Here is a 15,512-nt window from a genome sequence, read left to right on the forward strand (position 1 = left end):
CTTTCGAAAAATGATAGCTCTTTATTTATATATGTAATTTTCTGCCTTGCAGATTCGATACGGAAAGCACTCGCTTTCGCGGTGCTCTACCCACTAGCTGAACATCAGATGGAATCCGACGACGTTCACGGCTTCGAACACACGGGGGCGGAGGCCCGTCGTCGGAGGCGCTGGCCTCTTGCATTACGAATTGCTAATGCAAACCATAAAATGTTTTAACTTCCGTTTATTGTCATTCTCGCGCAGCATCCCCTCACGCCCGCTGCACGTCCAATAGCTTTCACCTCATTGTGTTGTGCGTTCAACGGGTAACAGCTTTCGTTAGTGCGCTTTTCTCTGGCCGACCATTGGCGCTTCCTTGTTCGTGGACATACCCGCGACGAAGCGATTCGATCACGTAAGTCCAACGCGCCGCTCGAGCGCGACGGAAAATACAGGAGACGAAAGACATGGGACATTCCAACGAATCGGCGAGCGGTCGTCCAGCGTTCTGGCATCACCGGTGGATTCAACTCACGATCGGCATCTTATGCATGGGACTGGTCGCGAACCTGCAATACGCGTGGACGCTATTTGTCGTCCCGATGGATAACGCTCACCACTGGGGCCAGGCGGGAATCCAGACCGCGTTCACCATCTTCATCGTTACTGAAACCTGGCTCGTTCCCGTAGAAGGCTGGCTCGTCGACAAGTTCGGACCACGCCCAGTGGTGACCGGCGGCGCGCTCTGCGCGGCGATCGGCTGGATGATCAACGCTCATGCAAGCAGTCTCACCGAACTCTATATCGCGGCCGTCATTTCCGGTATCGGCGCGGGATGTGTGTATGGCACGTGCGTCGGGATGGCGCTCAAATGGTTTCCGGACAAGCGCGGTCTCGCAGCCGGCTTGACGGCGGCAGGCTTCGGCGCCGGCGCGGCGGTCACGGTGATTCCGATCGCCAACATGATCCAGCGCTCGGGCTACGAGCACACGTTCATGTTCTTCGGCATTTTCCAGGGACTTTGCATCCTGCTGCTCGCCACCTTGCTGGTACGACCCAAACCACCTGCGTACGCGGTCGCGCCTAAACGTATTGTCGCGAGCAAGGTCGACTACACGTCCCGCGAGATGATCCGTTCGCCGCTGTTCTGGGTGCTCTATCTGATGTTCGTATTCGTCGCGGCCGGCGGCATCATTGCGACCGCTCAGCTCGGACCGATCGCGAAGGAATACGGCTTCGCCAGAATGCCGGTCAGCCTGCTGGGTATCACGCTGCCGCTTCTGACGATGACGCTGTCCATCGACAATCTGTGCAACGGTTTCACTCGCCCTTTGTGCGGCTTTCTATCGGACCGCCTTGGCCGTGAAAACACCATGTTCATGATCTTTCTCGGCGAAGGCGTCGCGCTGCTCGGACTGATGCAGTTCGGCCATAACCCGTATGCGTTCATGTTCTTCGCCGCCGCCATCTTCCTTTGCTGGGGCGAAATCTTCTCGATCTTCCCGGCGACCTGTGCGGACACGTTCGGCAGCAAATACGCCGCGGCGAATGCGGGGACGCTCTATACCGCCAAAGGGACTGCTTCGATGCTGGTGCCGGTTGCATCGGTGCTGTCCGCGAACGGTGGCTGGAGCACCGTGTTTATCTCAGCGGCGGTGATCTCGATCGCGGCTGCCGTGTCCGCGAAATTCATTCTCGCCCCGATGAGAAAGCGCTGGATCGAAAACTCAGGCGCGCCCGCCGGCGTGGCCGTCGCCGAGGTACGGCTGCAACCGTCGTCTGGCGGCTCGTCTGAATGAATGACTCCGTGAGCCCGCCGCTCACGATCCAACTGATCACGCCCCGCTACCCAGGAGAGATGTCATGGCAGAAGCCGACCAGATCACAACAGACACCACGTCACCACAACAGGCGAGCGCAACGACCGATGGATTTCATCTCGTCATCGACGCGCTGAAACTGAACGACATCAACACCATCTTCGGATTGGTCGGTATTCCCATCACCGACCTCGCGCGGCTTGCACAAGCGGAGGGGATGCGTTTCATCGGCTTCCGTCATGAACAGCACGCAGGCAACGCGGCGGCGATTTCCGGCTACATCACGCAGAAGCCGGGGATCTGCCTGACCGTGTCGGCGCCGGGCTTTCTCAACGGCTTGACCGCTCTCGCGAACGCGACCACGAACTGTTTCCCGATGATCCTGATCAGTGGGTCGAGCGAACGCGAAATCGTCGATCTGCAGCAGGGCGATTACGAAGAGATGGATCAGTTGAACGCGGCCAAGCCTTACGCCAAGGCAGCGTATCGCGTGCTCCACGCGGAGGATATCGGTATCGGCGTGGCGCGTGCGATCCGTGCCGCGGTATCGGGCCGGCCGGGCGGCGTCTATCTGGACCTGCCGGCCAAGCTGCTCTCCCAGACGCTGGACGCCGTCAAGGCGCAGCAGTCGCTGGTGAAAGTGGTGGACGCCGCGCCGCGTCAGTTGCCGGCGCCGGAATCGGTCAAGCGTGCGATTGATGTGCTGAAGAGCGCAAAACGTCCGCTGATCCTGCTCGGCAAGGGGGCGGCGTATGCGCAGGCTGACGCGGAAATCCGCGCCTTCGTCGAACAAAGCGGCATTCCGTATCTGCCGATGTCGATGGCCAAGGGCCTGTTGCCCGACACGCACGAGCAATCCGCATCGGCAGCGCGCTCGTTCGTGCTGCAGGAAGCCGACGTTGTCGTGCTGATCGGCGCGCGTTTGAACTGGCTGCTGTCGCATGGCAAGGGCAACACGTGGGGGGCGGCGCCGAAGAAGTTCGTGCAGGTCGATATCTCGCCGACCGAAATCGACAGCAATGTCGCGATTGCCGCCCCGGTGATCGGCGATATCGGCTCGTGCGTGGCGGCGCTGCGTGCCGGACTCGATGCGAACTTCGTCAAGCCGGACGTCGCGTGGACCGGTGCGATCGCCGAGCGCAAGAGCAAGAATCTCGCGAAGATGGCCGCGATGCTCGACAAGAACCCATCTCCGATGAACTTCCATAGTGCTTTGCGTGCGATCCGCGACGTGCTGAAGACGCGCCCGGACATCAACGTCGTCAACGAAGGCGCCAACACGCTCGACTACGCGCGCAGCATTATCGACATGGCCGAGCCGCGCAAGCGCTTCGATTCGGGCACGTGGGGAATCATGGGTATCGGCATGGGGTTCTCTATCGGCGCGGCGGTGACGACAGGCAAGCCGGTGGTCGCGATCGAAGGCGACAGCGCATTCGGATTCAGCGGCATGGAACTCGAAACGATCTGCCGTTACGATCTGCCGGTTTGCACGATCGTATTCAACAACAACGGCGTATATCGCGGCACCGACGTGAACCCGACCGGCGGCAAGGACGTTGCGCCTACCGTGTTCGTGAAGGGCGCGCGCTACGACAGGATGATCGAGGCATTCGGCGGCATCGGCTACCACGCGAGCACGCCGGAAGAATTGACGAAGGCACTCGTCGAGGCGATCGCGTCCGGCAAACCGAGCTTGATCAATGCCGTTATCGACGAAGCGGCCGGCACCGAAAGCGGCCGCCTAACCAATCTGAATCCGCAAAGCGCGGCAATGAAAAAGTAACCGGACGAACCAAGGAGATACCAACATGACCAAACCTCTCGAAGGCATCAAGATCATCGACTTCACTCATGTTCAGGCCGGCCCCGCGTGCACCCAGTTGCTCGCATGGTTCGGTGCCGACGTGATCAAGGTCGAAAGGCCGGGGTCGGGCGACGTCACGCGCAACCAGTTGCGGGACATCCCGGATGCGGACGCGCTGTACTTCACGATGCTCAACAGCAACAAGAAGTCACTGACGCTCGACACGAAGAAGCCTGAAGGCAAGGAAGTACTCGAAAAGCTGATTCGCGAATCCGATGTACTGGTCGAAAATTTTGGGCCGGGCGCGTTGGACCGGATGGGCTTTTCGTGGGAACGTCTGAACGAACTCAACCCCAAGATGATCGTCGCCTCGGTGAAGGGCTTCAGCGACGGTCACCACTACGACGACCTAAAAGTCTACGAAAACGTCGCGCAATGCGCGGGCGGTGCGGCTTCGACCACGGGCTTCTGGGACGGTCCGCCGACCATCAGCGCCGCGGCGCTCGGCGATAGCAACACCGGCATGCATCTCGCGATCGGCATTCTGACTGCGCTGCTCGGGCGCGACAAAACCGGCAAGGGCCAGAAGGTCGCAGTGTCGATGCAGGACAGCGTGCTGAACCTGTGCCGCGTGAAGCTTCGTGATCAGCAGCGGCTGGAGCGCGTGGGATATCTCGAAGAATATCCGCAGTATCCGCACGGCGAATTCGGCGATGTGGTGCCACGCGGCGGTAACGCGGGCGGCGGTGGTCAGCCGGGATGGGTGCTCAAATGCAAGGGCTGGGAAACGGATTCGAATGCCTACATCTATTTCACGATCCAGGGCCATGCATGGGAGCCGATCTGTAAAGCACTCGGCAAGACCGAATGGATCGATGACCCGGCCTATAAAACCGCTGAAGCGCGTCAGCCGCATATCTTCGAGATCTTCAAAACCATCGAGGCGTGGCTCGCCGACAAGACCAAATTCGAAGCGGTCGACATCTTGCGTAAGTTCGATATTCCCTGTGCGCCCGTGCTGACGATGAAGGAACTGGCCAACGATCCTTCATTGCGGGCGAGCGGGACGATCGTCGAGGTACCGCACAAGACACGCGGCTCGTATCTGACTGTCGGCAGCCCGATCAAATTCTCGGACATGAAGCCGGAGGTCACTGCATCTCCGCTGCTCGGGGAGCATACGGACGAAGTGTTGGCGGGCCTTGGCTACAGCAAGCAGGAGATCTTCAATCTGCGCGAAGTCAGGGCGGTTTGACGGCTTCACGCGCATCGGGGAATCTGACTCTGATGCGCACATAAGGCGCCTCTGACGGCGCCTTATTCGATTTAGATGTGTATTCATTTCTTGGAGGAGCGCCGTGCAAACTGCCATCGACTTTCAGCAACTTGCCAACGTAATCGGCGACGCAATCATCATCTCCGATGCCGCCGGCAGCATCACCTTCTGGAATCCCGCGGCCGAACGCATGTTCGGCTTTACGCAAAGCGAGGCGCTCGGCAATTCACTGGACCTGATCATTCCGGAGCGATTGCGCGGTCGACACTGGGACGGCTATCACAAGACCATGGCAACGGGCGAAACCCGTTACGGCAATGACGTGCTGCGGGTCCCCGCCGTGCATAAGGACGGACGGTCGATGTCAATCGCCTTTACGGTTGCGTTGCTGCATTCGCCGCAGAACGAACTCAACGGCATCGTTGCGGTGATTCGTGACGAAACCGTGCGTTTTAAAGAGGATCGCTTGTTGCGTCAGAGGCTTGCGGAGTTGGAGGCGGCGGCGGGTGCGTGAGTGGTGTATTCGTCCGCCGCGTGTACTGTTCGCGACGGACGAGGGGGGCGATTGAGATAGGGTTGCCTTACCGCAGACGCATTGACGCGACGTAATGACCGGCTTGACCGGCTATTACATGAATTGCGCCTCGGCTTGCCTGATTGCCTAGTGCGGTTTAGCTGGCCGTTGCGGAGTAGTCACGCCGATACCTGGTGTTTTCGTGCGCTGCGCTCTTTTCGATGCTTCGGCGAGCAGCTTCGCCGCATGGCTTGCGGTGATTCGGCTGTGTGGGACGCCCTTTGCGTCGAGAGCGATTACCTGGAATAGCTCACGGTCGCATTCGAGTTCCTGTTGGTTCTGCTCTATTGTGTCCAGGAGTAATTCGAGAAGGACTTGGCGGTCGCGTCTTTCTTCGCGAGTTACCGTGGGATTGCCGCACATCGACGATACGAGGGTGATCAGGGTGTCCAGCTGATTCACTTGACGATCGCATAAGTCGAATGCGGAAAGGGCAAGTTTTTCGTACTGGATTGCGTCGACAGGGGGGCGTGAAGCCCTTCGTTTTTTGATGGATTTGGTCATGATGCGATCTCTCCCTATTGCTTCCAAGATCGCCCGGACACTCGCTTTTTTAAGACGGGTGAGCGGGCACATGATGCAGTTGACAGACCGGCGTTCCAACAATCCGGCGAGCCTTGCGGCTCCTGCACCACAGCCCGCCCATTGAGATATAGACGTGCAGGGTTAGACGCACACCCGCCTAGGCGGGCGTGCGGTTGGAACGACGGGCTGTCAAACCCGGTCGCTGGATGTTTTCCAACGACGCAGTGATTATACGGTGGGAAATCTATCTTGTATTTAAGCTTTGGAGCTGAATTCCAAGGGTTAGCCGATTGGATAAGGCGACGTAGGACTGAACGCTGACGACAGCTCCCAATCACGCCGAACGGCACGATCGTTGCCATGAATCACGTTGTCATGTGATTGCGCCAGTCCACCGCTTTGTTAATTCTCGTCAAGGTCTCTCTGTCTCTTTTTAATTTGCCCATCTATTCGTGATTGAATGATCGACTAACGGAAATGGAAAGAGACTACGGAAGCAGCGTTCCGTGGTCGTTGTGGTACCAAAGGGAGGAGGAGTGAAACGCCACATACTCAGGAAGGGCGATAAATCTACCAATGGCGGTATCGTCACGCAGGGAATTGAGAACTGCACGGATCATGGTGTGCCGATGACCTACATCGGGGCCGAGATCTGGTGCAACGGTTGCGGGTCTGTTGGTCATATCGGACCGCAGGGGCCACGTCATCACGCGGTCATGTATGGGAAACAACAGGCGCTAGACGGAGATATCTGTTTATGCAGGTGCGTTCCTCCGCCCCTGATCCGAGCATCACAAAGTCATTCATCGCACAGTTTCGACGCGCACGAACTCCCGGCAATGAGATATGACACGCACGGCCAAGCTCGGCTGGCAGAGCCGACTGGAGATTTTGATGAACGTGTGCGTGTTGTCGATGCAAACAGACTCCCGATTTCCGGCGCACCCTATCACATACGGACAGCGAGCGGCGCGATCTATAAGGGGCTGACGGATTCCCTTGGCTACTGTCCACGCATCTATACCGATAGCGCTGCGAGGCTTGATGTCGCGATTGGGATTCGTGCACTTGAACGTTGGGAGACCGCGCTGTGACCGAAGTACGGGAGCACTACCGATAATGGGGAATTACGTTTATCAAACCGCAACCAATCGGGAATCGGATTCTCAGTATGATGTTCTTGGGCATCTCATGCCCGCGAAAGTATTCGTCTTTGTTGTCGTTGATGAACCAGGACGGGACGGTTTCCTCGTTCGTCAATGCTACACCGACGTAAACAATCCCTATCTTCAAGAGCTGAAGCTTGGTGAGTTGGGAGACTTACGGGAGGTGTACCCGGAGAAATACGGCTTGTGGGGAAAGGCGCCAGGCTCAGACGCGACTGTCGCAGAGCATGTGATGGGCGCGAAGAAAATCACAGGCTTTGCATCAACCAGTTCAGATTTCCCAGACGGCGCGACCCGCTTTAAGGGAAAAACCGTATATATCGACATTGCGAAGGCCAAACGGTCCGGCGCGAAACTTGTCACCGGGCAGGAAATTCGTGATGCGCTGGATGAATATGCTCGACAGAACCCCCACCTCAAGAAGCGAATCGCAACAATACGCGGGTATTCAGAGGCGCTAGACAAGGAAATTCTCATTCAGCCGAATCCGAGTGTGCCACCATCGGGCGTATTCACACCGCAGGGGCTAGGCGAAGCATTTAGTGTGGTGAAGTATGCTCGGGTAGTTCAGGTGCTTAGTATTGCGTTCACGGCTTACGATCTTTCGGTTGCGACCAATGAGTCATTTAAGGCGGCGTCGGTTCGTCCAATTGAAAACGAAGTCGTGCGGCAGATGGGCGGTTGGGGTGGCGCTATAGCTGGAGCGAGAATAGGGGCAGCGGCAGGCGCGGTGATTGGTGTCGAGACTGGACCAGGCGCAGTAATCACCGGCCTGATTGGCGGGATCGTTTTTGGGGCGATCGGCTATCTCGGTGGAAGTTTTGCCGCCGCACAAATCCCAGCGCATTGACAGGAGTCAACGTGTTTTCATTGCAGAGAATGATCGACGACATCGGACGCAAGCGACAAGAGCGGCGTTTTGCTTCGCAGGCTGGAAAGAGGCAGGTGGAAGCGATTGAGCATGTCTTTGGGCTCGACATCGACAAACTCAAGGAGACGTTTGCAGCGGGCGGGATTCCGATGTTGCCCGCCGATCTGCCCGCATATATAGAGATTCGTAGTCTGCGCGATATTGGTGTCAATGCCTTGCTCGTATATCAGACTATCGAAGTGAATCAGTTGCCACGCTACATCATGACTATTCGTGATGGCTGCGATGAAATGCACTGGCAGCACTACAGGGAGGGTGATTCGCATACGCTAGTCAGGCATGACCAGGAGTTTGCTGGGGTCAATATGCGGCTCCTGACTAACGATGTCGCGCTGATTGGGCGGCTCGTGAACGCTGGTTTTAACCCACCTTGTCCGTGGATTGCATTCTATGAGCTTGGGCCGGTCGTGGGTTCTTTGCAGGGCAACGCCGAATATTGGTATCAGCACATATGGGACCGATATTGGGGGGCACTCAGTCTGGAGGAGCAGTCTGACTTTCTCGAAAGGAAGCGGCGGGAGACCATGGCTTACATGTCTGAGAGTGAGTGGCTGGAGTGGGTTGACGGGCTTAGATTTCGGGATCTGAGGGCGCGCGACTGACAATGAACGGCTCAGCAGAAGAGGAAAGGAACTGGCCAAGACACCAGGAATCTGAACGCCGATCGTGATGAGATGCCCCGTTGCTAGAAGATCATGCGTTGCTCTGACTTGTGTCCTACGCGATTGGCGCTGATTGGCCCGAAACGCTCCTTCGAGCCCACGTGTACTCAAAGACCGCATTCAAGACATTCCGAGCATTCGGGTGGTCATGTTAGTCGGCAGGTCATCGGACATAGCCGACATCGCGGTAGTCGTATGCGTTTGGCAGCTACATGCCGCTTTGCAGACGTTCGGACGTCGCCGTTGCCTGAAAGCGAACGGGTGCTTGCCGCGCTAGCGAATTTCCAAGCGCGAAGCGTGACCCGCGGCAATGGAGCAACGCGGGTATCTGCTTACTTTTTTGATAACTCCCACACAGTCACTAGTACAGGGAGTAGATAAACAGCGGTCAAAATTAAGAATCGCAGAGTTATATAGCCGTATGCCAGAATAATCTCACGACTGGTAGGCTTACGGGTATTAAGAGTGCCGGTCCCAAAGACTCGTGCGCATATATCGTCGATATGCGCATGATTTTCTGCCGTGTCCAATAGCCGCTCGTATTCACGATCGACGTCGGATATCGTCATGGTTGGCGTCTCGTGCTTCGTTTTCCAATATAAAGCCTGGAGCGCGAGATAATTTCGCCGCATTTCTATCGATCGACCGCGGAAATCGCGACCGGTGACCATCATTGACACAATCAGCAATGCTGTCGACAGCACTGCTGCGGCAACGTCAGTGTTCGGCCCTAGAATCTGCGAATACCGGATCGTCAGTATTGCTAGCACCGTGGCACTGAACGCGTACCAGACAAGAAGGCTCTGGCTATGGAAGTCGTTTTTCGCGAGCCGGTCGTGAGCACGTATTCTTGCCTTATATGTGAACCAGATGTTGTCGTTGGGCATAACTTTGGTCTCTGAGATTTCGGTTCTTTTCAGTTGACGGTTTGGTTCTAAAAATCTCCTTGCCAGAGGTTCGTGCAAGAGATCTGGCGCCAGATATTAGCAGATAGCTCTTCCGTTGCGATTTCTTGGAGTCAATATTGAATTTTTGACGAATTTTGCGTCGATCGAGAAAAGAAATCGGTCGCATGTATCCGACCTAAGGTATACGCCAACTTGTTCCCTCGGCTGAGTATGTAAGCTGAAAATTACTTTGTTTTGCCACAAGGAACAACACGGCCGCATGGTCACCTGATTCGAAAGATAGTATTCTCTCAGCAAAATAATCCGGGGGTGCGGTGAATACACGGCGACGGCGTAGGGATGGATTTCTAGCAGATTACAAATTAGATCAGGCCTTTCTCCAAAAGCCAGACGCAGATCGTGGTCGGCCGGGTGTTTTCGCCGGGTACGCCCCCGATGGCTCGCCTGTCTTGGTAAAGGAATGGGCGCGAAAGGGCAAGGCTGATGGAGATCTCGAACATATTTGGCGGCATGAACTTCGTCAACTCCATCGCCTAGCCGGCTACCCCGGCGCGGCGGACTGTATCGCGCACCTCCATGACGCGGGTTTCGATACAAAGGGATTTTATCTAGTTCTTGCTCCGGGGCAGAGGCAACCTCTTCAGTCAATACTTGACGGCGCAGGATCCGCTCATTGGCTCAAGCAACCACGCGTTCCCGCCAATCGGATCCGTGTTTGGAAAAATCTGAGATTGCTTGCGCTAGGGCTTGAAACGCTGCATTCGCAAGGCCTCCTGCATCGAAACCTTGACGCTTGGGCGGTTCTATCAGCCGGGACCACGGAACCAGATTTCCAACTCACGGGATTCGAATGGTCGATGCGTGTCATCAGTGCTGAAGGCGAGAGAAAGCGAAGCACGACGGCAAGAGCCGGTCTGGCTTCTGATTCCTTTCTGCAGGATTGGTTTGCGTTTGGACTTCTGGCCGCCGATCTTGTTGGCATTGGGCATCAAAGGCTGCTTGACGCTACCGTCCCAGCCTATGAGATTGCTGAGCACCTAACGATCGAAGAGGCAAGGCTGTTACGCGGTCTCGTGCAACTGCTGCCCTTAACTCCCATGAATGGCGAAACCGTTGCGGCGAAGATCGACAACATTCTGCATGGGCTCGCAGCAGAAGTCGCGAGTCGCCAGGCAAAACTGTACCTTGTGGTCAGGCTGGGTATTAGCAGTCCGCTTACTGAACGCATCAGGCAAGAGTCGGACCTTGAGGTAGAGGCGAGCGATATCGAAGCTCAATTACAGTTTGTCAGGGACGATTTGAGCGAAGCCCCTACGCTAATAGCAATTCGCCACCCCGAATCTAACGACGTGCAGCTAGCAGTCCGCGGCCGTAACCTGCTATATAGGCTGCAAGAATTCAAGATGCCGCGGTCGACCACATCAACTTGGGACTTTGCATATTGCGAGCGGGTACACGACAGAGGTCCAGCGCCGGTGAATTTACTCGGCCAGCGCCTGCTCTCGCCTGAGTCTCTAGAAGTGCTACTCCTGCGTGATGCCAGTGAACGCTTTCCACGGCTACGTGGGAAACTGTCTTCTTGGGAGGAATATCGTCTAGCGTTCGAGCGAGAGAGCATGCCGCTTTCTCCGGAGCAAACCACTCATCGTGCATTGACGCTACTTCAGTTGCTCGAGGCACTCTACGCTGCGGCTGACGGTTTTGCCGTCGAGCTTCGACCGGTATTGTCTGACGTGGCAAGCAGCATTGATGAAAGTGGGGCGTGGCTGTGCGTCCGGCCGCGCATTGATATTGAACGTGATGCGCTGTCGGAGGCGCTTGAGCTTCAGCCCCCTGCAGTCCGCTTCCTGAAAGCGCTGGACAGTGAAGGTGTCGCAGCAGAGGGTTGGGTGCTAACTGATGGTCGCCTCTTAGGCGATCGGAGTCCAGAAGACACTGAGTGGCAATTCCAAAGAGTTGTTGAACGTAAGGGAGAGCCAGACTCCTTTTTATTTTCGGGACCAGAACCATCAATCGAATTACGCGATCCAGTGTTGTTTGTGGCCTCCACTGGCCGGGACGTTCAGTTCAGACGCAGACTGAAAGCACTTAAGGCATTGAAAGAGCATCAGGAGTTACTGCGGATGATAGTGGATCCTCGAAACAAGGTCACGGACAGCCACGACCTGTTGGTCGAGGACGCGGCGTTTGATCAGCTTGACGGGCCCAAGAAAGAGGCGCTCGCACAGATCACTTCTACGTTGCCACTATTTCTTGTTCAAGGGCCGCCCGGTGTAGGCAAGACAAGGCTGGTACGCGATCTGGTAACTCGGCGGTTTTCTGATGAACCTACATCCCGTTTGTTGTTAACGGCGCAAAGCAATGCGGCGATTGATCATCTGATGGACGAATTGCAGGAGGTGCTTCAGTCTGAAGCCATAGATGCACCGCTCGTGGTCCGCTCCACAAAAAAAGATGCTGTAGAAAAACGCAGTCCGTTTGACATCCATGAACAAACCCAAAGGTTGGTGCAGCGGTTGGCCGATAGTTCCCTCCTTAAAGAACTGCCAACAAGATTGCAGCGTTCAGTTTCGGATCTCGCCCGCAGTGGGAATCTGGCAGATTCCCGGAACCGGCGCCGAGCGGCAATTTCTGGCCGAGCGGCGGAACAGGCCCATCGTGTTCTGGAAGGGATAGTTGCGCGTGCTGCCAATGTCGTTTTTGCTACCACAAATTCTGCGGAACTCGAACGGCTTATCGATGAGCGGGGCCAGTTCGACTGGGCGATCGTTGAGGAAGCAGGGAAAGCGACGGGAAGCGAACTTATATCTCCCCTGCTGCTTTCACATCGGCGCCTAATGATTGGAGATCACAAGCAGCTACCGGCTTTTGGTTCCGACCAGCTCAAACGGCTACTTTCCCAGCCCGATCGCGTACAGAAAGCCATGAAACTAGGATCGGAGTTCATTGGCCGATCGCTGCGCGATGCAACGATTGAAGATCTGCTTGATGAAGTTGAAGATGACGAGGAGGAAGATTCGCTCCTTCCTTCGCTCTGCGCCGAGGCTCTACGTCTGTTGACTTACTTTGAGTCCGCGATCGAGGGCGAATTTCTTCGTCAGTCTCAAAGGAAATCTGGAAAACCGATTGCGAAGAAGCTAACCGCACAGCATCGCATGCACCCGATCATTGCTGAACTGGTTTCGTATTGCTTCTACGGTGACCTCGATACAGACCCAGACTGTGCAGCGCGCTTTGCTTCATCGACTCGACCATTTCACTCCGTTGATTCTGAGCGGTTACCAATGGCCCCGATTGTCGTCGTCGACATGCCCTACGTTCAGGCCACAATGAAGATGCAGCAGGGGGATTTATATCCTGCATGGCACAACCCCCTGGAGGTCAATGCTGCGATCGAGGTTCTGAGTCTGATCAGACCGGATGCTCTACCTAAAGCTCCGACGCTGGCGATCCTGTCGCCTTATGGGCGGCAGAGGCGGTACTTAGATGAGGCTATCCGGGAACAGTCGGGTGACCGGCTGTCACATCTGAACGGCTTTCGCGCGCCTTCACACAGTGGTCAGTTTTGCCACACAGTAGATTCCTTTCAGGGCAGCGAAGCCGACATCGTCGTCGTTTCTCTGGTCAGAAACAACCACCACTCCACGATTCAACAGGCGCTGGGCTTTCTGAGTGATGAGCGGCGCATGAATGTCCTGCTAAGCCGGGCGAAGTGGCAACTGGTTCTGATCGCGAGCATGGAATTCCTTAAGGAGATACTTGCGGCAGCAGAGCGTACAGGTGATGTCTCGCGCATTCGCTTCCTGAGTCGGATGCTCGAGAACCTAGCCAGTGGCGAACAGGCAGGCACTATTGCTCGCGTGCCCTTTGATAACCTGATGAAGGAACGCAAATGAGCGTCGTCCGGGTAGCCATACCTCTTCTAAAGGGCAAGCGGCGCTTCTTCCTGGAAAAAGGGCGTCCGTGGAGCCTTGTTGAACATGTAATGTTGGCCGCTCTGGCCATAAAGCCTCGGACAGTCGATGAACTTGCCATATCCGGGGATCTTCCCCGCCGCCTAGTACTTGAAGCCTTAATTCGGCTGATGCGAGCGGGCTGGGTGGTGCTGCAACAAGAATCCAAGGGGGTCGTTTTCAGTGCGACACCCGCCGGAAAGGAGGTCGTCGGGGATGAAGAGTTGCCGCAGATTTCCAAGGTCACGAACAGATGGATGAATTTTGTCATCGACAAAATCACGGGAACTATTTATCGAAGCCGAGAGCTACCATTCCTCGAGAAGCATTTGGTGACGCAACGCGCAGAGCGTGAGCCGCTGGTCTGGCTGGAGCCTCGGGAGGTGGAGGCTTTCGATGACACAACGGGCGTCTTGGCCGCTTTGTTCGACGATGATGAAAAATTTGTCAGCGTGGAACCGTCGTCCGAAAGAATGGTTGAGCGTTTTGCAATTGCGTCGGTTCGAAACGACGCAGTTGAGGGTTTGCCTGCACGTGCTCCTGATGAACTTTTTGAACTTGTGCGGAACGCTGCGCGCTCCGCACCTATAAAGCCTGCAGGATCGCAATCCCCACGTATTCCTTCTGGACAAGGAGTGTCGATTTCTAATAGGGCCGCTGAAATACCTTTCGACGCGATTTTCAGGAGCGGTGATCTCGTTCTTGGTGGACAGGCTCACAAGGAAGCGCTGCATCAGGCGTTGGACCGGGCTAGACATCGAATCATTATTCATTCCACCTTCATCACCCAGAGCGGCTTTGAGACAATCCGTTCGTTGCTTAATGGTGCGGTCGCGCGCGGTGCCATCATTGACGTACTCTGGGGTCAAGATGATGACAAGGCTGATACCGTAACGAGTGCAATGATTGTGACGAAGCTCCGTGACGAGATTGATCGCGAAGGTATGAGTTCAGCATTGAGAGTGCATAGGTTTTCGACACGTTCTCACGCGAAACTCCTCGTTTGTGACGACGGCCGTGCCGACCGCATGTTCGCAATCGTCGGTTCCTGCAATTGGCTGTCGTCAAATTTCCAGAACTATGAGGCATCTGTACGTTTCGCCGACCCCCAAGTCGTTGCGACAATACTTGAGCAGTTGGCCGATCTGAGCAGAGGTCACGACCGGCACTGGACCGAACTTACCAGTGAGATGGCCCGGCTAGCGGCCGAGGCGCGGCGCCAGCGCCCACCGTCCGGCAGCAAGGCCAAAGTCGCGATTGTACTCGGACCCCAGCACGCCCAATTCGGTCGTTTGGCGCGAGACGAGGCAGTGAGTCGGATATTCGTAACGAGTCACAAACTAGGTGCGGCAATCCGCACGGCCGTGATTGTGCCCGCGATCACTGCGGTTGAAGAAAAGAATATCGATGTGAAGGTGTATTACGGTGTTGGCGCAGCGGATGCTTCCACGAATGCGGCCCTCACTCAGTCGGGCGCGCGCGACGGCCTGAACGTACAACTCATTGAGGAACCCAGACTGCACGCAAAGATTTTGGCTTGGGACGATGATAGCGTGCTGATAACCAGTCAGAATTGGCTTTCTGCCGATCCGGGAGATTCCAAGCTGCGAAAGGAAATCGGAGTTTACGTCCGAGCGCAAGGCGTAGCGCGCGATGTAATTGACAACTTCGAGGCCAGCCGGGTTGCAAAAGTGCAAGCGAATTCCTAGACGTTGTCAAATTAGTCGTTCAGGGTAGCTGTCTCGCGGATCGATTTCGGAGTGACGGCCATGCTGTGGGCGACGGGGATTCGTACTCCGGCAATTCCTTGAGGTCACGTTAGGAATGTTCGCTTCATCACGCTGACTGGCACGATTCGGTGAACGGCGTTTTGTAGCGGTGCCATTGTCTCTTGCGGTTGGAACGACT

At 56.1% G+C, this 15,512-nt stretch carries 11 protein-coding genes; 9 read left to right on the plus strand and 2 right to left on the minus strand.

Features of this window, described 5'->3' with window-relative positions:
* The first annotated feature begins 449 nt into the window (after positions 1-449).
* From oxlT to L0U82_RS04890, 4 genes are all read left to right on the plus strand, one after another.
* On the plus strand, positions 450-1,781 hold the full coding sequence (gene oxlT / locus L0U82_RS04875) for an oxalate/formate MFS antiporter (protein ID WP_233828864.1): 1,332 nt from the start codon (positions 450-452) through the stop codon (positions 1,779-1,781).
* A 64-nt stretch (positions 1,782-1,845) separates the two neighbouring features.
* Entirely contained in the window at positions 1,846-3,588 is a 1,743-nt protein-coding gene (oxc, locus tag L0U82_RS04880; protein WP_233828866.1) for an oxalyl-CoA decarboxylase, read from the plus strand.
* Between the two features lie 25 nt (positions 3,589-3,613).
* Positions 3,614-4,864: a formyl-CoA transferase gene (frc, locus tag L0U82_RS04885; RefSeq protein WP_233828869.1), complete on the plus strand. Its 1,251-nt coding sequence runs from the start codon at positions 3,614-3,616 to the stop codon at positions 4,862-4,864.
* 103 nt (positions 4,865-4,967) lie between these two features.
* Positions 4,968-5,399 carry a PAS domain S-box protein gene (locus tag L0U82_RS04890; RefSeq protein ID WP_233828871.1) on the plus strand — a complete coding sequence of 144 codons (432 nt, stop codon included), beginning with the start codon at positions 4,968-4,970 and terminating at the stop codon, positions 5,397-5,399.
* Positions 5,400-5,546: 147 nt separating this feature from the next.
* On the opposite strand, the gene L0U82_RS04895 is transcribed toward L0U82_RS04890, so the two are convergent.
* Positions 5,547-5,963, minus strand: a complete 417-nt coding sequence (locus tag L0U82_RS04895) for a hypothetical protein (protein ID WP_233828873.1) — start codon at positions 5,961-5,963, stop codon at positions 5,547-5,549.
* 557 nt (positions 5,964-6,520) lie between these two features.
* Here L0U82_RS04895 and L0U82_RS04900 point away from each other — a divergent pair.
* From L0U82_RS04900 to L0U82_RS04910, 3 genes are read left to right on the plus strand one after another with little or no spacing between them, the layout of a single operon-like run.
* Positions 6,521-7,078 (plus strand): PAAR domain-containing protein, encoded by a 558-nt coding sequence (locus L0U82_RS04900; protein WP_233828874.1) that lies wholly within the window; start codon positions 6,521-6,523, stop codon positions 7,076-7,078.
* Positions 7,079-7,103: 25 nt separating this feature from the next.
* Positions 7,104-8,000 carry a glycine zipper family protein gene (locus tag L0U82_RS04905; protein WP_233828875.1) on the plus strand — a complete coding sequence of 299 codons (897 nt, stop codon included), beginning with the start codon at positions 7,104-7,106 and terminating at the stop codon, positions 7,998-8,000.
* Between the two features lie 11 nt (positions 8,001-8,011).
* On the plus strand, positions 8,012-8,683 hold the full coding sequence (locus L0U82_RS04910; protein ID WP_233828876.1) for a hypothetical protein: 672 nt from the start codon (positions 8,012-8,014) through the stop codon (positions 8,681-8,683).
* Between the two features lie 392 nt (positions 8,684-9,075).
* On the opposite strand, the gene L0U82_RS39965 is transcribed toward L0U82_RS04910, so the two are convergent.
* Positions 9,076-9,630 carry an SLATT domain-containing protein gene (locus L0U82_RS39965; RefSeq protein WP_442793596.1) on the minus strand — a complete coding sequence of 185 codons (555 nt, stop codon included), beginning with the start codon at positions 9,628-9,630 and terminating at the stop codon, positions 9,076-9,078.
* Between the two features lie 878 nt (positions 9,631-10,508).
* Between L0U82_RS39965 and L0U82_RS04915 the strand changes: the two genes are divergently transcribed.
* Both L0U82_RS04915 and L0U82_RS04920 read left to right on the plus strand, forming a co-directional pair.
* Positions 10,509-13,547 (plus strand): DEAD/DEAH box helicase, encoded by a 3,039-nt coding sequence (locus L0U82_RS04915; protein ID WP_233828877.1) that lies wholly within the window; start codon positions 10,509-10,511, stop codon positions 13,545-13,547.
* Positions 13,544-15,313, plus strand: a complete 1,770-nt coding sequence (locus L0U82_RS04920; RefSeq protein ID WP_233828878.1) for a phospholipase D-like domain-containing protein — start codon at positions 13,544-13,546, stop codon at positions 15,311-15,313. The genes L0U82_RS04915 and L0U82_RS04920 overlap by 4 nt, the downstream gene beginning before the upstream one ends.
* The last annotated feature ends 199 nt before the right edge of the window (positions 15,314-15,512 follow it).

The sequence above is a fragment of the Paraburkholderia sp. ZP32-5 genome, from assembly GCF_021390495.1.
Taxonomy (GTDB): Bacteria; Pseudomonadota; Gammaproteobacteria; order Burkholderiales; family Burkholderiaceae; genus Paraburkholderia.

What these genes read in the sequence shown, in the direction of transcription:
- oxlT (WP_233828864.1), top strand. Translation starts at nt 450, where the DNA reads ATGGGACATTCCAACGAATCGGCGAGCGGTCGTCCAGCGTTCTGGCAT.
- oxc (WP_233828866.1), top strand. Translation starts at nt 1,846, where the DNA reads ATGGCAGAAGCCGACCAGATCACAACAGACACCACGTCACCACAACAG.
- frc (WP_233828869.1), top strand. Translation starts at nt 3,614, where the DNA reads ATGACCAAACCTCTCGAAGGCATCAAGATCATCGACTTCACTCATGTT.
- L0U82_RS04895 (WP_233828873.1), bottom strand. Translation starts at nt 5,963, where the DNA reads ATGACCAAATCCATCAAAAAACGAAGGGCTTCACGCCCCCCTGTCGAC.
- L0U82_RS04905 (WP_233828875.1), top strand. Translation starts at nt 7,104, where the DNA reads ATGGGGAATTACGTTTATCAAACCGCAACCAATCGGGAATCGGATTCT.
- L0U82_RS39965 (WP_442793596.1), bottom strand. Translation starts at nt 9,630, where the DNA reads ATGCCCAACGACAACATCTGGTTCACATATAAGGCAAGAATACGTGCT.
- L0U82_RS04915 (WP_233828877.1), top strand. Translation starts at nt 10,509, where the DNA reads ATGCGTGTCATCAGTGCTGAAGGCGAGAGAAAGCGAAGCACGACGGCA.
- L0U82_RS04920 (WP_233828878.1), top strand. Translation starts at nt 13,544, where the DNA reads ATGAGCGTCGTCCGGGTAGCCATACCTCTTCTAAAGGGCAAGCGGCGC.